We start from the raw sequence: 18,537 nt of genomic DNA on the forward strand, positions 1-18,537 counted from the left end.
CTACACCACCGGTTCGCCGGGCTTACGATCCACATGGAATTTCAACAACTGCCCCTCGAGGGATTCTCCGCGCAACTTTCTGTCAGAATTTTTATCCATCACGGTTCGCCACACATTGAAAGTCGTGGCCATATTTGCAAATTGCCCGGGCCCGGTATCACCTGTGCATTGGCAAAATAAGTCGCAGCGCAGCTTGTACGCGATATCCATGGCCTCGCTCAACACATTAAGTTCGCTGTCCAGCACCATGCTACGCAAATTAAGATTCGCCGACCCCATGGTGAAAGCAGCGTCGTCGACGATTGCCACTTTGGCGTGGATGTATATTTCCTCATACTCGTCAGCCCTCAGCACCCCGACCTTGGGCGGCGCGGCGCAACTCCAGAGAGATCCCATCACAACATTGATGCCCGATTCGGCCAAATCCTTCGGGGTGGCTGGCCTCGCCGCTTGGCCCTTCTTCGCACGCTCCAAGGCTTCGTTGTGCTCAACCACCATCGTTTCGCTCTGCCCCAGTTTGCTGGCCGCCTCATAAGTCGGCAGGTCCATACCGTCGCTCTCAGGCGTCGAGGTCAAGATGAAAACGTATACGGGCTTCAGATAACCACCGGCCCGCAGCCGCTGCACACATTCCTTCAGGTGCTCGGACCATGGTCCGTATTGGATATACTGGTTCTGGATAAAAATATAGTGCTGCAGTTGCCGCGTCAGGTTGGCATAGCATTCCTTGATCGCCTTCTCCCCATGCAATGGCTGTGTGCGCAGCAATTGAACGCTGTGGTGGCCACGAGCCAACTTGAACAAGGACCAATGCATCATGTTGCGAGCATCAACAAAGTCAGGCTCGTTCCTAGAACTCCCCCACAACACGACGGCGTCGGAAATCTCCCGCGCCAGCGTCACTCCAGGCATGATCAACGGTGTCAACTCAGCCAGTAGCGACTTGGGCCGCCCCGACTCCGTCCACGCTTGGCAGAAATTGTGATTGAGATCCCAAAGCACCGGCCCGCGCAAACGGCACGAAACATCCTGATAGGGCTTCGCAACCCAGCTATCCCTGTCCAGGTAAGCCTGCACCGCGCGCTGCTTCCGAAGGATCTCATCCGCTGTCGGCTGGTATCCAGGAATGTAAGGGCCGGCATCGGAGGCTATATTGGGACCTTGCGTCCAAGCCTTTGAAGGATCGCTTTTGTGGAAGCGCTCGCGGCGCGGATCGCGGAACAAATGTGCCTCGGTGTCCCAGAAGTCTGTGACAAAATTGTGCCCCATCACATAGCCAACGGCTTTCGGAGGGTCCACGTAATCGATCAGTATCATCTTTTGATGATGGGTAGCATAGACCTTACCGGCGAATGCGGCGGCCCCGCCCGGCGAGAACTCTCCGGATAGAGATTGCTTGAGAAAACTCACCGGCACTTTTCGGACCCGGAACTCGATATTGGGCAAGCCGTTGGAGCACGCCTTGTCAAACCATTCAGCGTTGTAGTACTGATGGTCTTCGCTGTAGTAGCCGGTCCGACAACATCCAATCGCGGGAAACTGCAAACCGTAATAACCAGGTACATTCTTCATCAATAGCTGTGCCGCGACATCATCATGCCAAATCACAATACGAACCTTCACTGGATGATTCTCGCGCTTTGCAATCTCCTGCAATAAGTCTCCCACGCGCTGTCCCGCCTGGGCGGCGGCGCCGCGCACCAGCACCATCCCTGGGTCGAAACCCCAACTGATGATGTCGACGCAATGGCGGGCATTGCGAATGTCCTGTTCGACCCGCAGAAACACCTGCTCGCCACAGATCAGCGGTTCCAGTTCACAGCCATGACGCGGGCCGTAGACCTCCTGCGGCGTACGCACCCACCACGGCAAAGACAGCGATTGATAGGGGCCGATATTTCGGTTGTAACCTAGTTTTTGCTGATAGAGCTTGGCGTTGTCATTCATGCTCATAGCTGCTCCTCATTTCGGTCGCGCGTTGTTGGATTTGCCTGCAGCCGTTCCTCCTCCATTGATGGGTGCGGCACACCCAAGCCACCACCCGGATTCTCATACCCATGAAACCCTATCCCCGCGTTCATCTCGTGCGGCTCGGATTGATCCTCAGGATCAATGGCATAGCGCTGTCCGTTAGCTAGTTCAATCTGATAACCAGCCTGCGCATCCAGATTGTGCATAAATACCAGAGCCCCCTCATCGTCGAATTTTCCTTCCTCAACCAATGCATCTCCCTTGAATAACTTGTATGGGAAACCGGCGCTCGCCATACCGGCCGCACTCGGGTGACTCCCCAAGTTGAATGCCCCTTGCCCTTCCAGTTTGGATATTGGGGGCATGGTGAATTCCACCTTGATATTCTTCGGACCAGGCAGGCTATGCTTGGCCGCGTGCGCGACGTAATTGCCGTTCGTGCCATGCTCGATGCCGCCGGCGGTGAATTTGGCGTAGCTGCCGCCTCCATTGATCACTACTTCTTCCTTGGCCGTGATGGTGATGCGGTTCGCCGTGTGCGTGATCTCCAGCTTGGCCAGCAATTTGATGCTGTCCGATAGCGCCTGCAGATCGATATCCCCCGCCGCCGCGATCATCTTCATTCCGGCTTGATGGACAAACAGCCGCAGTGCGCGGCGGGCGCTGGCAAACAGCCCGCCGCCGCTGGCCAGCGAAATGCTGTGGCCAGCACTGACCGCCGCGTGCTGGTCGCTGGCCAGATGGGTGCTGCCTGCGGTCGTCGCTGCGATGCCTGCAGGACTGGCAAGTAGCAGATGCGGGGCCGACAACGAGTGCGAGCCGCCACCGGACTTCCCCTTGACTTCCTGCTGCTGCCGCTCAAGGGCCTTCACCGCATCGGCCTGCTGCGATTGCGCATCCGAAGCGTCATATGGCTTCGCCAGCGCAGCGAGATCCGCGTGGCTGCGCTGCGCAACGCTGAGGCGCCGGGCAGTTTCATCCAGGCTGGTGACGTGCGAGCGGGAGGCCGGGCGCGCTTCCGTCGTCAGCAGCATGCCCTTGGCCGCCCGCGCAACGCCATGGCCGTCGGTGCGCAACTCCCAGCCATCGCCGCGCGCCTCCTGCCGCCCCGCCGTGTCGTCCACCCGCACGATGTGGCCCAGCGCCAGCTGGCTGTGCAGATGGTCGCTGCGCAGTTGCGCCTGGAGCTGGCCGCTGGTGTCGTCCAGCAGCAGGTAATTGCTGCGCTGGCCGCCATTGAGCTCACGGCTGCGCCAGCCCGTCAGCGCGCTTTGCGACGGCAGCCCCCACGGCGGCTGGCTGCGCGCGTTGTAGGCCGCGCCCATGATGATGGGATGGTCGATATTGCCGTCGACGAACTGCACCACCACTTCCTGTCCCACGCGCGGCAGCGCGATCTGGCCCAGGTTCGGTCCCGCCATCGGCATCATCACGCGCGTCCACGGCGTGCCGCCCGCGTCGTACTTGCCGGCGCGGTCCCAGTGGAACTGTATCTTCACGCGGCCGTAGCCGTCAGTGTGGATCTCGTCGCCGGCCGGGCCGACCACCAGCGCCGTCTGCACGCCGGGATGGGCGCAGGGTTCGCTGTTGTAGTGGCGGCCGGGCCGCCAGCGCTGCTCCTGCCGCACGCATTCGAAACGGTTCTCGTAGTGCGAGGCCGCGTTCCGCCCGACGTGGTAGTTGTTGCTGGCGGTGTGCTCCACCGACAGGACCAAATACTTGCGCGCGGCGATGCCGGCGCGGCGCGCTTCGCCCGGCTCGGGCGGGCGCGGTTCGGCGCTGAAGTGGCCATCAAGCTTGAACACGCGTCCCGCCTGCGCATTGCGGTCGTTGCCGCTGGCCTCGAAGTACTGCGTGCGCTGGTCCTGTCCCTCCATCCTGCGGCGCGCCACGACTTCGCCGGCGTCCTGGTTGGGGTAGGCGTACGCGCCGCCATCTTCGTACAGTTCATAGGCGAACACGTCGCCCTGCTGGTTGCGCGAATGGCCGACGGCGTGTTGCGGGCGCGGGCATTTGTAGTCGAAGCTGGCCAGCGTCAATTGCCCCGAACCGAGGCGCCGCACGGCCTGCCACTGGTGCACGCCGTCGTCTTCGAAGGAGCCGGACTCGCTGCGGAAGGGCATGCCATCCGGCACGGGGGTGAATTCGCGCTGGTCGATGGATGGGCACAGCGTGCTGTCGTCGCCCAGCCACAGGGTGTGGCCGTCGGCGCGGTGCTCGTACCAGTAGAACAAACCCAGCGCCTCCCAGCGCCGGTGCAGATGGTTGTAGTCGGTTTCGTTGTGCTGGTGCGCGCAGCGCAGTTCCGGATCGGCACTGCAGATCCGCGTGCGCCAGTCGCGCTTCAGATAGGGTTCGAGCGTGCGCTCGGTCAGGTCCCTCACGCTCAGACCGTAGAAGGCGGCGTTGTTCTTGCGCAGCCTGGCGAAGGCCAGCCAGGGCTCCAGCACCATCCGGTAATGGGCGAAGCCGCCGTCCGTGCCGGCAAAGCGGAACTCGGCGACGTAGCCGTTGAAGTAGCGCAGCGAGCCGTCGTTGCGTACCAGCGAAATCGTCACCATCTTGCCCATCATGGACTTGAGCGGGATGCGCGCGTCGTCCGACAGTACCTCGACCTCGAAGCGGAAGTCGCGCGACATTTCCTCGCGCGCCTTCAAGGTATTGACCAGCATGACGCTGTATTTCGGGCCGTCGCCGCGCGGGAAATCCATGCGCAGCAGGCGCCCGCCCTGGCTCTCGCGGCTCAGTGCCGACATCTCCATCACTGTTTTCAACACGGTTCCTGCATTCATGGTCGCCTCCAGGCATTGTCAGGGTTGCAGCAGATAGCGCACTTCCGGCTTCGACACCGTGCCGTCGCGGCTGGGCAGGAAGCTGTCCCAGCCCAGGCGGCGCCGGGCGCCGAGCACCACCGGGCGGATGCAGGAGCGCGCAAGGATCAGGCGCACCTCGTAGCGCAGACTGGGCGCACCCAGCAGCTTGAGCATGCGCAGCAGCGCGGCGGCACCTTCGCCGTGCGGCAGGAAACGCTCCAGCTGCGCCGCGTTCAGCGGGCCGATATCGAGCCGCACCTGGCGGTCGTGCCGCCATATGCGCTTGCCCAGCACCGCGCCATGCCCCAAGCTGGGCTGCGTGCGTCCCAGCGTGCTGCGGCAGCCCTCCCGCAAATAGTCCCAGCTGCCCGCGAGCTGCTCCAGCTTCACCGGCAAGCAGAAGTGGCCGGCCAGCACACGGCCGATGCTGTCGGCATTGACCGGGCGGCTCCGCAGCAGTCCGGCGTAATAGGCGGCCGCATGCTGCTCGCCGTCCCGCGCCAGATGGCGCGCGCCGCTCAGCGCCAGCAACAGGGGCAACTGGGTGTCCCTGCCTTGCGTGTCGAGCGTGTACTCGAGGCGGTGCTTGCCCCAGGCTTGGTGGAACAGCGCCACCATGCGGCCCGAATACATGTCGAAAAAGGCGCGCGTGCTGGCTTCGGCCTCCCCCGCCGGCATCGCGGCGATGCCCTGCGTGACATGCAGGGGCAGTGCGCCATTGGCGCCGAGCAGGCCGATGAAAGCCGGCGTGATGCGGATCCGGCGCGGCAGTGAATTGGCGTTATCGCCTCCCGGTTCCATCTTCAGCTCCGCTATTTCGCTGGCGGGGAAGGACAGCGAGAGACTGTTATCGAAGCGCAGCACGTCCGCGTAGGCCTGCTCGTAGGACACGCCGTGCCGCCGCAGCCAGCGCAGCAGCAGGCGCACCGCCTGCGTGCACCGGAAGCTGTGCGGCTCGGCGAGCAGCCGCTCGATCACATCAGGGCGGCCTGACCGTTGCGCGCTTTGCATCGCACCAGCTCCTTTCCCGATTGTTTGGCCAGCACCACCAGTTCGATGTAGCTGTTGACCTGCACATGCATGGCCAGGAATTGGTCGACCACCTGCACGAACAAATGCGTGCCGCTGCCGACGAAGGCATCCTCGTCCAGCGTCATGCGCACCTCCATGCCGTGCACCAGGGACGCGCCGCGCACGCAGCGCATCCAGCGCGTGGCGGGAACATGCTCCAGGCCGGCCACACCGCCGATCTGGCGCCGCGACACGGCGCTCTGCCGCAGGTCGTACAGGGTGAGCATCTCGCGGAAGGCGGCCAGGCCTTCCGGCGCCAGCCCATGGTGGTTCAAGGCCAGATGGGAGATCAAACGCCACTGCAGGCCGGGACCGGGATCGAAGCGGCAAGGCTGCGACGGCCGGCGCGCAAAGCAGATCGCGACGTCGCCCGCGCCCTGCGGGTTGGTCAGCTCGCCGGCCCGCAGGCTGTCGCGCAGTTGCGTGGGCAAGTCCCGGTTGGTGCAGGTCAGCGCCAGCGACAAGGTGTCTTGTTCGAACTCCAGCGGCGCCATGTCCGCATCGATCAGCGACAATCGCTTCTCGTGGCCGGGGCTGGTCACAGCCAGCGTCGCGTCGTGCCGCAGCACCCAGTAGTGGCCCTGCTGCGCGCCGCCCTCGCCGTGGCGCAGGCAGTAGAACGGGCGGAACTCGGTGACGGTGCCGGCCTTGCCGGTCTGGCTCAACATCGTCACGGAGTCGATCGAATAGACCTCGTATGCCGACGCATGCTCGGCACTCGCCACCACCGCGTAATCGGCCGCGCGCTGGGTGATGGCGATCGGTTCGCCCGGCTTGGAAAACAGGTTGACCACCGGCGCGCAGCCGAGCAGCAGGTTGGCGGCGGACAGGCTGTTGAGCATCCTCGCAGCTTGCGGGGCGGCCATGGCATCGCCCAGCACCAGGTGCAGCGTGAAGCGCTCGCAGCCGGCGGACAGGTGGACACCCAGCGCGGCGGCGTCAAGCTGGAAGAAATTGAACTTTTCGGGATAGGCGAAGTACTCGGTGAGCAGGCGGTAGGCCGGCTGCGAACGGGAACCGAAGGGTATCAGCGCATCGTCCTCCTCGAACCCCACCGGCGCGACCGGGATGGCAGGCATCGCGCTCCAGCCCCCGTCGGTTTCCACGTAGGCCTTGACGATGCGCAGGAAGAGCGCGTCCCGCAGCGCGGCGCAAAACGAGGGTTCGCCGTCGATGAAGATGCGCAGCGCCTGCGGCGGCATCGAACCGCAACCGGCGCCTTCGAACCTTAGGCGCAACACGGCGCTGGCGCCTGCCGGCAGCTGCACATTGGCCGGCGCGTTGACCATGGCGTCGACGCCGGCCTCGGTCAGCCGCAGCGGGCCGGCCGCGATGTCGTAGCAGCTGCGGAATTTGCATTGCACGCCCTGGACCGGGGCGGAGTTCAGCTCCGTCCCGCGCGGGATGAGGCGCCATGGGGCGCCTGGCACGACGCTGCCGGCGCGCGCAATGGCGCAAGAGGGGAAGGGGCGCAGGTAATGCGGGAACAGGGCTTCGAGCAGCGATTCGGTGAACTTCGAATAGTCGTCTTCCAGCCGCTTCACGATCCGCGCGGCCAGCAGCGCGAGCCCCTGGATGATGCGTTCAACCTGCGGATCGGCGCTGCCGTCGCCCCCCATCCTCAGCTCCCCCGCGATCTTGGGAAAGCGCTCGGCGAACTCGCTGCCGTAGCGCCTCAGCAGGATCAGTTCACGTTCGTAGTAAGGCAGGAGGTCTTCCATGTTCGCCTTTCGTCGCGGAGAAGTGCCCATTATTCACGCCCGGCAAAGCGACGACTTGCGTTTGAGCAAACCTTTGGCTAGCGCTGGCAAGCCGGCAATAAGTTGAGTAGCGTCAATACTTTCGCCAGCCAAGGCCGCATGCTCGCTACACCGTCCGACGAAAGGAAACGCCATGAACATGCCATTGAAAGTACTGTGGTCCGAAGGCTTGACGCTGGAACCGCATCAGTTGCAGCAGCTCGACCGCTACCACGAGGCGCGGCTGCAGCGCACCGCCGCCGCCATGCAACCCAATTTGTGGGGCATCCAGTCAGTGGAGTGGAACCGCGACGCGCTGCGCAACAACCTGCTGCAGGCCAACGGCATGTCGCTGATGTTCCCGGATGGGGAAATCTACGACGCGCCCGGCGGCGAAGTGCTGCCGCCGCCGGTGGACTTGAGCCGGCTGGCGGCCGATACCCAGCTGTTCACCTTCTTTGCCTGCATGCCGTCGCTGGAGGCGCATGGCGGCAACCTGTCCACTTCCGGCCTGGCATCGGCGCGCTACGGCCGGATAGACCGGGAAGTCCAGGACTTGTTCAGCGGCGCCGTCGACGCCAACGTGGCCTACCTGTGCAAGACCGTGCGCCTGCTGTCCCACCTCGAGCCGCGCGACGCTTTCGTCAGCTTCCCCGCGATCCGTTTGCGCCGCCTGGCCACCGGCGGCTTTGAGGAGGACCACGACTACCTTCCGCCCGGCGTGTCCATCGGGTCGCCCTATCTGAAACGCATGCTCGACAGCCTGCTGGCCAAGATGCAGGCCAAGATTGCCGCGCTGCAGCTGCGCCACCGCCAGTCGGCCAAGGACGTCCTGGAATTCCACAGCGGGGACATCGCCTCGTACTGGATGTTGAGCACCCTCAGCACGGCCGGTGCGGGCCTGAGCCATGCGGCGAACTACGGCCAGCACCACCCCGAGCACCTGTTCGAACGCCTCGCCGCGCTGGCCGGGGGGCTGATGACCTTTTCCACCAAGTACACGCTGAGCGACCTGCCGTCCTACCGGCACGCCGACGCAGCGCCCGGCTTCGCGAAACTGGACGGCATCATCCGCGAGTTGGCCGACACCGTGCTGTCTTCGCGCTATTTCACCATCCCCCTGGCCGTCGATCCGAAAATGAGCGCCAACCGCATCGCCCGCCTGGATCCGGCGCACGTGGACAAGACCACCATGCTGGGCCTGGCGGTGCGCGCCGACATGCCGCCGCTGGAGCTGGTGGCGAAGGTGCCCGTGCGCTTCAAGCTGGGCTGCCCGGCCGACGTGGACGGCTTCATCCGGAATGCGCTGCCCGGCTTGCCGCTGGTGCACATGGCCCAGGTGCCGCAGGACGTGCCGGTCCGCCCCAACACATACTATTTCTCCATCGAGCGGCTAGCCCCCCTGTACGAAGCCATGCTGGCCGCGCAGATGCTCACCGTGTTCTCGCCGAGCGGCATGGACGGGCTCGAGATCGAGCTGTTCGCGCTCAAGGGACTTTAGCGATCAAGGCAGCTGCAAGCGGTAGCCGACCGCCGTTTCAGTCAGCAAATACCTGGGCTGGGCGGGCTCGTCTTCCAGTTTGTGGCGCAGGTGGCCCATGTAGATGCGCAGGTAGTGGCCGTTTTCACTCTGCGAAGGTCCCCACACGGCGCGCAGCAGTTGCGGGTTGCTCATCACGCGGCCTGCGTTCGCGACCAGAACGGACAGCAGCCGGTACTCGGTCGGCGTCAGGTGCACGCCCTCGCCGCCCCTGGTGACGCGGCGGTTCTGCAAATCCACTTCCACCGCGCCGAAGCGTACGATGCCGCCAGCGTCGGCCTGCGGCTGGCGCTGGCGGCGCAAGGTGGCGCGCACGCGCGCCAGCAGTTCGCCCACGCCGAAGGGCTTGGTCAGGTAGTCGTCGGCGCCGGCGTCCAGCGCCTGGATCTTGTCGGCCTCGTTCACCCGCGCGGACAGCACGATAACGGGTACCGTGGACCACTTGCGCAAATCTGCCAGGAAGGCAATGCCGTCGCCGTCCGGCAGGCCAAGGTCGAGCACCACCAGGTCGGGTTTGCGGGTGCCGGCGTCGATTAGGCCGCGCAGCATGGTGGCGCATTCGTGCACCTGCCAGCCCTCCTGCTCCAGCGCGGCGCGCACAAAGCGGCGGATCTGCGGTTCGTCTTCCACCAGCAGGGCGACAGGAGATGGTTCGTTGGCGTGCGTATTCATTATTCGATGATTTCTTTGGGCGGTTCCGGCGGCGTGCCAAGCGGCAGCGCGATGACGAAGGCTGCGCCGCCCAGCGGCGAGCCGGCCGCCTCGATCCGGCCGCCGTGCGCTTCGACGATGGCGCGGCAAATCGCCAGCCCCAGCCCCACGCCAGGCTTGGTCGATTCGCGCTCGCCTCGCGTGAACTTCTCGAACACCGCCTCTTCGCGGCCATGCGGCAGGCCGGGTCCGTCATCGTACACCATCACATTGATCCAGGCGCCGTGCAGCGTGGCGCCGACGACGACGCGCGAACCCGGCGGCGTGTACTTGGCGGCGTTCTCCAGCAGGTTGCACAGCACGCGTTCGATCAGCACGGTGTCATACCGCAGCAAAGGCAGGTTGCGCGGCAGTTCGGTACTGACGCGGTGCTGCCGCAGTTGCGGCGCGCTGGCGCGCAAGGCGCTGCCGACCACTTCTTCCAGCGGCTGCCACTGCAGGTTGAATTTCACTTCGCCGCTCTGGATGCGCGCCATGTCCAGAAGATTGGACACCAGGGTGCTCATGCGCAGCGATTCGGCGTGCAGCGACTGCGCCAGGTCCAGCTGATGCGGCGCCAGTGCGGGCCTGGAGCCAGCCAGCGATTCGGACAGGCCGACCAACGAGGTGAGCGGCGTGCGCAAATCATGCGACAAGGCGGCCAGCAGGGAATTGCGCAAGCGCTCGGACTCCATGCTGACCAGCGCGCCCTGTGCCACTTCGATGTAGTGCACGCGTTCGAGCGCGATGGCGGCCAAGGCGGCGAAGGTATCGAGCTGCTGCCGCTGTTCGGGGATCAATATCCAGCGCCGGTGCTCCGGTTCGATCGCCAGCACGCCGCGCGTGCGCATCGGCGCCACCAGCGGCAAGTAAAAGATGCGGCTCGACGGCAGGGTATCCGTACCCAGGCCGGCACTTTCGCCGCGGTCATAGGCCCACTGGGCGATCCCGGTGTCCAACACGGACAGGGGAGCGCTACCGATTGAGGCGCCCGGCTGCGATGGCGGCAGCAGCCGGCCCGCGTCGTCGGGCAGCAACAGCGTGGCCCTGGCCCGGAACGCGGCCTGGACGGCGCTGCGGGTGCTGTCGAAGATTTGCTCGGTCTGCAGCGCGCCGGACAACTCGCGCGCAAATTCGTACAGGGCGCGCGACCGCGCCTCGCGGCGCGAGGCAACGCGAGCCTGGAAGCGCAGGCCCGCCATCAGGTGGCCGGTGATCAGGCCGACCGCCAGCATCACGAAAAAGGTGATCACGTACTGGAAGTCGGAGACGGCGAAGCTGAAACGGGGCGGCACGAAAAAGAAGTCGAAGCACAGTACACTGACGCAGGTGGCCAGCACCGAGGGGGCGCGGCCAAAGCGCACGGCGACCAGCATCACCACCAGCAGGAAGAGCATGGCGATGTTGGCCAGGTCGATGTAGTCCAGCAATGGCGTGACCGCCAGCGCCATCAAGATACTGGCCGCAGCAGCGGACAGATAGGGCAGTCCACGCCATTTCCGTAGCGCGCCGAACCCACCTCCCAGGGCGGCGTTGTCCGCGCCGCGGTCGGCCACTTCGCCCGCCATGCCGCCGCCATCGCCCCAGCTGCCCTGTCCACCCGGGCCGGCCGAAAACGGGCTGGCGCGCGTGCGCCCGGACGGGGAGAAGCCCGCCAAGCCCCTGTCCGGGGCGGGCGCGTCATCTTCGCGGCTGGCCGCGCCGATCTCGATCAGGTCGACGTCCGGCGCAAGGCTGGCCAGGCGCTTGATGTGCGCGGCCCGCCAGGGCCAAGTCGGGTGACCGCGTCCCATCGCAATCCTGGACAGGTTGTGGCTGCGTGCATAGTCGATGGCCGTGGCGGCGATGTCGCTCCCGGCCAGCACGGCCGTTGTGGCGCCCAGGTCCTGCGCCAGCTTGAGCGTTTTCAGGATGCGTTCACGCTCTGCCTCGGACAAGCGCTGCAGGACCGGCGTCTCGATGTAGACCGCATGCCAGTCCGTGCCGAGTTGCCCCGCCAGGCGCGCCGCGCTGCGCACCACGTGCACGCCGTCGGAACGCGGTCCCACGCAGCACAGCAGCGAAGCGCCGGTCTTCCAGATCGCATCGATCGACTGCTCGACACGGTAGGCGCGCACGTCGTCCTCCACGCGGTCGGCGGTGCGGCGCAGCGCCAGCTCGCGCAGGGCGATCAAATTCCCCTTGCGGAAGAAGTTCTTCGATGCGCGCTCTGCCTGCGGCCCCTGGTACACGCGGCCGCTCTTCAGGCGCGCCAGCAACTCGTCGGCCGGAATATCTACCAGCACCACCTCGTCCGCTTCGTCAAACACGGTGTCCGGCACGGTTTCGTTGACGCGGATGCCGGTGATGCCGCCCACTACGTCGTTCAGACTGTCCAGGTGCTGCACGTTGACGGTGGTGAGCACGTCGATGCCGGCGTCGAGCAGCTCTTCAACATCCTGCCAGCGCTTGGGGTGGCGCGAGCCGGGCGCGTTGGTGTGCGCCAGCTCGTCCATCAATATCAGCGGCGGACGCCGCTCCAGCGCGGCGTCGATGTCGAATTCCTTCAGCACCTTGCCGCGGTAGGCGACTTCCTTGAGCGGCAGCACGTCCAGGCCATCCAGCAGGGACGCCGTCTCGCCGCGGCCGTGGGTTTCCGCCACGCCCACCAGCACCGTTTGCCCGCCAGCTTGCAGCTTGCGCGCGGCCGACAGCATGGCGTATGTCTTGCCGACGCCGGCCGAGGCGCCGAAATAGATGCGCAGCTTGCCGCGCGCGGCCTTGCGCTCCTGCGCCTGGACCTGCGCCAGCAATGCGTCGGGATCGGGGCGCTGGCCGTCGTTTGGGAACATGGTGCCTCAACTTTTCAGGTCGGTTCAGCGAGTATGCGCGGTTTTGCCATCCAGTGCCAGGTTCAGCGCCAGCACGTTGACGCGCGGCTCGCCGAAGAAGCCGAAGCTGCGGCCGCGCGTCTCCCTGACGATGATGGCCTGCACCTGCGCCGCGTCCAAGGCGCGCGCGGCGGCGATGCGGCCGACCTGGTACTGCGCCGCGGCCAGACTGATCTCGGGATCGAGGCCGCTGGCCGATGCCGTCACCAGGTCCACCGGAACCGATGCCGTATTGCCGGGATCGGCCGCCTTCAGGGCGTCGATGCGGCTCTTGACCGCGTCCACCAATGCCGGGTTAAGCGGCCCCTGGTTGGAGCCGCTCGAGCCGCTGGCGTTGTTGGCCATCGGCGCGGTGGCCGACGGGCGGCCCCAGAAATATCCCGGCGAGGTGAAGGACTGGCCGATCAGCGTGGAGCCGACCGGTTTGCCGCCGGCCTCGACGATGCTGCCGGCCACCTGCGAGGGGAATGCGGCGGCGCCGATGCCAGTCACGGCCATCGGGTACAGCACGCCGCAGACAACGGTCAAGGCGCCGAAGATCACCAGCGCGGGACGAAGGTGGGAATCCATGATTTACTCCAGTGCGTAGGTGTCATTCCCGCGAAGGCGGGAATCCATACGGCGCGGACGGATCCACGTAGGCATGGGTCCCCGCGTGCGCGAGGACGACAAGGGTTAGACGAAGTTGAAAGCCGCCAGCGCCATGTCGATCAGCTTGATGCCGATGAACGGCAGGACGATGCCGCCCACGCCATACAGCAGCAGGTTGCGGCGCAGCAGCGCGGTGGCGCCGATGGCGCGGTACTGCACGCCCTTCAGCGCCAGCGGGATCAGTGCGACGATAATCAGCGCATTGAAGATCACCGCCGACATGATGGCCGACGACGGACTGGCCAGGTGCATGATGTCGAGCGCCTTCAGTTGCGGGTAAGTGCCAACGAACGCTGCTGGGATGATGGCGAAATACTTGGCGATGTCGTTCGAGATCGAGAACGTGGTCAGCGAGCCGCGCGTCATCAGCATCTGCTTGCCGATTTCAACGATTTCCAGCAGCTTGGTCGGATTCGAATCCAGGTCAACCATATTGCCGGCTTCCTTGGCCGCCTGCGTGCCCGAGTTCATGGCCACCGCCACATCGGCCTGGGCCAGCGCGGGGGCGTCGTTGGTGCCGTCGCCGGTCATCGCTACCAGGCGGCCTTCGGACTGGTAGCTGCGGATCAGTTTCAGCTTGTCCTCCGGCGTGGCCTCGGCCAGGAAGTCGTCCACCCCCGCCTCGGCGGCGATGGCGGCGGCGGTCAGCTTGTTGTCGCCGGTGATCATCACGGTCTTGATGCCCATGCGGCGCAGTTCCGCGAAACGCTCCTTGATGCCGCCCTTGACGATATCCTTCAGCTCGACCACGCCCATCACGCGGCCGCCGTCGGCCACCACCAGCGGCGTGCTGCCGCGGCGCGACACGTCGTCCACCGCCTTCGCCACTTCGGGCGGATACGGCAGGCCCAGCGACTCGACGTACGCCTTCACCGAATCGGCCGCGCCCTTGCGCACAGCCCGGATCGACGCCGGCCCGTCCAGGTCGACGCCGCTCATGCGGGTATTGGCCGAGAACGGCACGAATACTGCGTGCAGGGCCGCCATCTCGCGTTCCCGGATGTTGAACTTCTGCTTGGCCAGCACCACGATGCTGCGTCCTTCCGGCGTTTCGTCGGCCAGCGAAGCCAGCTGCGCCACGTCGGCCAGTTGCTGCTCCGTCACGCCGGGTGCCGCGATGAAGGCGGCGGCCTGGCGGTTACCCAGCGTGATGGTGCCGGTTTTGTCGAGCAGCAGCACGTCGACGTCGCCGGCGGCCTCCACCGCGCGGCCCGAGGTGGCGATCACATTGGCCTGCATCATGCGGCTCATGCCGGCCACGCCGATGGCCGACAGCAGGCCGCCGATGGTGGTTGGAATCAGGCACACCAGCAGCGCGATCAGCACCGTGATGCTGACCGGCGTGCCGCTGCCTGCCGCAGCGACGCCGAACAGCGAGAATGGCAGCAGCGTCACCGTCACCACCAGGAACACGATGGTCAGCGCCACCAGCAGGATGGTCAGCGCGATCTCGTTCGGGGTCTTCTGGCGCTTGGCGCCCTCCACCATGGTGATCATGCGGTCGAGGAAGGTCTCGCCCGGATTGACCGTCACCCTCACCACCAGCCAGTCCGACAGCACGCGGGTGCCGCCGGTGACGGCCGAGAAGTCGCCGCCGGATTCGCGTATCACCGGCGCCGATTCGCCGGTGATGGCGCTTTCGTCCACCGAGGCCACGCCCTCGATCACCTCGCCGTCGATCGGGACCACGTCGCCCGCTTCGACCAGGATGACATTGCCCTTGCGCAGATCGGGACCGTCGCACGGCAGCCAGGCGGTGCCGTGCTTCGGGCTGGCCAGCTTCTTGGCCACGACGCTCTTCTTCAGGTCGCGCAGCGAGGCCGCCTGCGCCTTGCTGCGCCCTTCCGCCATGGCTTCGGCGAAGTTCGCGAACAGCACCGTGAACCACAGCCAGATGGCGGTGGCGAGGATGAAGCCGGCGCTGGCCTCGCCCTGGCCGAACAGCGCCTGGACGTACAGCAGCGTGGTGATGATGCTGCCGACGTAGACCACGAACATGACCGGGCTGCGCAGCTGCGTGCGCGGGCTGAGCTTGCGGAACGAATCGGCGACGGCCGGCAGCAGCAGTTCGGAGTCGAGCATCTTCAGCCGCTGGGCCGGCGTCGTAGCGTGCGGCACCATGTCTTGGGGGGGATGATTAGCTTGCGACATGCGATGCTCCTTATTTGTCAAACAGTTGCAGGTGCTCGACCATGGGACCCAGCGCCAGCGCCGGCACGTAGTTCAGCACACCGACCAGCGCCACCACGCCCACCAGCAGGCCGACGAACATCGGGCCGTGGGTCGGCATGGTGCCGGCGTTGGCCTGCAGGCGCTGCTTGCCGGCCAGCGAACCGGCGATGGCCAGGATGGGCACGATCACGGCGAAGCGGCCGAACCACATGGCCACGGCCAGCATGGTGTTGTAGAACGGCGTGTTGGCGGACAGGCCGGCGAAGGCGCTGCCGTTGTTGTTGGCGGCCGAGCTGAAGGCGTACAGGATCTCGGAGAAGCCGTGCGCGCCCGGATTGGCGATGCCGGCCTTGCCCACGTCCAGCATCACGGCGACGGCGGTGCCGCTCAGCACCAGGATGGGCGTGACCAGGATGGCGATCGAGGTCATCTTCATCTCATAGGCCTGGATCTTCTTGCCCAGGTATTCCGGGGTGCGGCCTATCATCAGGCCGGCGATGAACACCGCCATGATGGCGAACACCAGCATGCCGTACAGGCCGGAGCCGACGCCGCCGAAGATCACCTCGCCGAACTGGATCAGCAACATGGGGATCATGCCGCCGACCGGCGTGAAGGAGTCGTGCATGGCGTTCACCGCGCCGCAGGAGGCGGCGGTGGTGACGGCTGCGAACAGGGCCGAGGCGCTGATGCCGAAGCGGGTCTCCTTGCCTTCCATATTACCGCCGGCCTGCAGCGCGCTCATGGCCTGGTCCACGCCCAGTGCCTGCAACGCGGGGTGGGCCTGCTGCTCCGCCACAAGCACCACGACGGTGGTGGCGACGAACAACAGCGTCATCGCGCCCAGCACCGCCCAGCCCTGGCGGCGGTCGCCGACCATGCGGCCGAAGGCGAAGCACAGGCCGGCCGGAATGATGAAGATGGCCAGCATCTGCATGAAGTTCGACAGCGCGGTCGGGTTCTCGTATGGGTGCGCGGAGTTGGCGTTGAAGAAACCGCCGCCATTGGTGCCCAGCATCTTGATCGCCTCCTGCGACGCGACCGGGCCCATGGCAATGGTCTGGGTGGTTGCCGTCATGGCCTCGGTGACCGGCTGGCCGGCCTGGTCAAGCACCGGCTGGCCGTCGGCGCCGGTTTTCGGCACGCTGTAGGCGACCTGGTCGAGCAGCGTCACGTCCTGGTAGGCCGAGAAGTTCTGGATCACGCCCTGTCCCATCAGGAACACCGAAAATAGCAGCGACAGCGGCAGCAGCACGTACAAGGTGGAACGGGTGATATCGACCCAGAAATTGCCGATCGATTTGGCCGAGCGAAAACTGAAGCCCCGGATCAGCGCGTAGGCCACGGCCATGCCGGTGGCGGCCGAGAAGAAGTTCTGGCACGTCAGCGCCAGCATCTGGGTCAGATAGCTCATGGCCTGCTCGCCGCCGTAGCCCTGCCAGTTGGTGTTGGAGACGAAGCTGACGGCGGTGTTGAAGGCCGAATCCGGGCTGATGTTGCCCAGGCCTTGCGGATTGAGCGGCAGCCAGGCCTGCAGGCGCTGCAGCGCGTAGACGAACATGGCGCCGACGCCGTTGAAGATCAGCAGGGCCACGGCATAGCTCCTCCAGCCCTGGCCGCGCTCCCCGGCCTTGGGCGGCACGCCGGCCGCGCGGTACAGCAGGTTCTCGACGCGCGCCAGCCAGCCGAAGCCTGGCACGCGGCCGCCGTCGCCCACGCGGGCCAGGACGATGCCGAGCGGCCAGGCCAGCGCCAGCAGCGCCGCCAGGAAGACCGCCAGCAGCATGAAAGACTGACTGTTCATCACAGCTCCTCCGCTTTCAGCAGGGCCGCCACCAGGTAGGCCAGCAGTCCTGCTGCGGCCACCGCACCGATTATGTAGAAGCTGTTCATTTCTTTTCTCCCAAGGCTTCGCAGCCGGCGGCGAAGCCGCAGGCCGCCACCAGGAAGACCACGATCGCGCCGATAAACACCAGATCCATGTTGCACCCCTCGCAGGTCTTGTTTTGATACTTCCAGCTTATCGGGGGACGCCTAAAAGTGATGTAAAGACTGGTGGGGCGGGTGTAAACAAGGTGTAAAAATCGGCGTTGCTGGTTGACAGTATCGCCGCGCCCGCCTACCCTGAGCGTCGCTCCGGAGACCCCATGAGAAACTACTTGCCCGCCTGGCGCGACGCGCTGCTCCTTGCGCTATGCGCCCCGGCCGCGCATGCCGGGCGCCCCATGGCGGCCGACGACGCCGCCATCCTCGATCCACGCCAGTGCCAGTTCGAGACGTGGGCCCAGCACAGCCGCGCGCAAAACGAATACTGGCTGGTGCCGGCATGCAACATCGGCGCGGGCTGGGAACTGGCGGCGGGCGCGGCGCGCACGCGCGGCCTGCAGGGTGGCGGCCGCAGCACACTGGGGCTGCTGCAGGCGAAAACGCTGCTGCGCGCGCCGCAAGACGACGGCTGGGGACTGGGATTGGTGCTGGCCGGCCAATTCCGCCCCGATGCGGGCGGGCATGGCGACCTGTCGATGAACGTTCCGCTCAGCGTGGAGCTGGCAGGCGAGCGCGTGCAAATGCACGCCAATGTGGGCTGGTTGCGCCAGCGCGGGCAAGCGGACCAGCCCGGGCCGGGCCTGCAGCGCACTTGGGCGCTGGGCCTGGAGCTGGCGGCCGGCGGACGCGGCGCGCTCACGCTGGAGGCTTACGGCCGCCAACGCGAAGCCAGCTACCTGCAACTCGGTACGCGCTACAGCCTGGTTCCGGGCCGGGCCGATATCGATTTCAGCTATGGCGACCGGGCCGGACGCCGCGGCGCCGGGCGCTATCTCGCCGTCGGCCTGACACTGGCCGCTTCGCTGGGCGACTGAGCAAGCCTTAGAACACTTTGCCGACTGTCAGCACCAGCGCCGTCTTGCCGAGGAATTTGCCGTTGTCCGGCGAGGTGTAGCCGCGTGCGAATATTGATATAGGCCAGCACGCCCACATCGCAACCATACATACAGGTCCATGCGGCAAGATTGGCACAG

At 65.7% G+C, this 18,537-nt stretch carries 12 protein-coding genes; 2 read left to right on the plus strand and 10 right to left on the minus strand.

Translation table 11 applies throughout. From position 1 onward, the window contains the following. From ACSQ8Y_RS20335 to tssF, 4 genes are read right to left on the minus strand one after another with little or no spacing between them, the layout of a single operon-like run. A complete protein-coding gene (locus ACSQ8Y_RS20335; protein ID WP_436268241.1) occupies positions 1–1,953 on the minus strand; it encodes a phospholipase D-like domain-containing protein in 1,953 nt (650 codons plus the stop codon). Continuing rightward, entirely contained in the window at positions 1,950–4,763 is a 2,814-nt protein-coding gene (locus ACSQ8Y_RS20340; protein ID WP_436268242.1) for a type VI secretion system Vgr family protein, read from the minus strand. Before ACSQ8Y_RS20340 ends, ACSQ8Y_RS20335 begins: the two co-directional genes overlap by 4 nt. A gap of 18 nt (positions 4,764–4,781) precedes the next feature. Then, positions 4,782–5,795, minus strand: a complete 1,014-nt coding sequence (tssG, locus tag ACSQ8Y_RS20345; protein ID WP_436268243.1) for a type VI secretion system baseplate subunit TssG — start codon at positions 5,793–5,795, stop codon at positions 4,782–4,784. Next, entirely contained in the window at positions 5,759–7,576 is a 1,818-nt protein-coding gene (tssF, locus tag ACSQ8Y_RS20350) for a type VI secretion system baseplate subunit TssF (RefSeq protein WP_436268244.1), read from the minus strand. Before tssF ends, tssG begins: the two co-directional genes overlap by 37 nt. A 172-nt stretch (positions 7,577–7,748) precedes the next feature. On the opposite strand from tssF, the gene tssK reads away from it, so the two are divergent. After that, positions 7,749–9,095 carry a type VI secretion system baseplate subunit TssK gene (gene tssK / locus ACSQ8Y_RS20355; RefSeq protein ID WP_436268245.1) on the plus strand — a complete coding sequence of 449 codons (1,347 nt, stop codon included), beginning with the start codon at positions 7,749–7,751 and terminating at the stop codon, positions 9,093–9,095. 3 nt (positions 9,096–9,098) lie between these two features. On the opposite strand, the gene kdpE is transcribed toward tssK, so the two are convergent. The 6 genes from kdpE to kdpF all read right to left on the minus strand — a co-directional run bounded on the left by kdpE (position 9,099) and on the right by kdpF (position 17,410). Next, on the minus strand, positions 9,099–9,806 hold the full coding sequence (gene kdpE, locus ACSQ8Y_RS20360; RefSeq protein WP_436268246.1) for a two-component system response regulator KdpE: 708 nt from the start codon (positions 9,804–9,806) through the stop codon (positions 9,099–9,101). Next, positions 9,806–12,655 (minus strand): DUF4118 domain-containing protein, encoded by a 2,850-nt coding sequence (locus ACSQ8Y_RS20365; protein WP_436268247.1) that lies wholly within the window; start codon positions 12,653–12,655, stop codon positions 9,806–9,808. Before ACSQ8Y_RS20365 ends, kdpE begins: the two co-directional genes overlap by 1 nt. 24 nt (positions 12,656–12,679) lie before the next feature. Further along, entirely contained in the window at positions 12,680–13,264 is a 585-nt protein-coding gene (gene kdpC, locus ACSQ8Y_RS20370; RefSeq protein ID WP_436268248.1) for a potassium-transporting ATPase subunit KdpC, read from the minus strand. A gap of 105 nt (positions 13,265–13,369) precedes the next feature. Further along, positions 13,370–15,466 (minus strand): potassium-transporting ATPase subunit KdpB, encoded by a 2,097-nt coding sequence (gene kdpB, locus ACSQ8Y_RS20375; protein WP_436269873.1) that lies wholly within the window; start codon positions 15,464–15,466, stop codon positions 13,370–13,372. Between the two features lie 40 nt (positions 15,467–15,506). Continuing rightward, entirely contained in the window at positions 15,507–17,321 is a 1,815-nt protein-coding gene (gene kdpA / locus ACSQ8Y_RS20380) for a potassium-transporting ATPase subunit KdpA (protein ID WP_436268249.1), read from the minus strand. After that, complete coding sequence (gene kdpF, locus ACSQ8Y_RS20385) at positions 17,321–17,410, minus strand: K(+)-transporting ATPase subunit F (RefSeq protein ID WP_436268250.1); 90 nt, start codon at positions 17,408–17,410, stop codon at positions 17,321–17,323. Before kdpF ends, kdpA begins: the two co-directional genes overlap by 1 nt. A gap of 254 nt (positions 17,411–17,664) precedes the next feature. Here kdpF and ACSQ8Y_RS20390 point away from each other — a divergent pair, with 254 nt between their 5' ends. Then, positions 17,665–18,378, plus strand: a complete 714-nt coding sequence (locus ACSQ8Y_RS20390) for a hypothetical protein (RefSeq protein ID WP_436268251.1) — start codon at positions 17,665–17,667, stop codon at positions 18,376–18,378. Positions 18,379–18,537: the final 159 nt, after the last annotated feature.

It is taken from the genome of Pseudoduganella sp. LjRoot289, from assembly GCF_964252925.1.
In the GTDB taxonomy this organism is placed as follows: Bacteria; Pseudomonadota; Gammaproteobacteria; order Burkholderiales; family Burkholderiaceae_D; genus Rugamonas.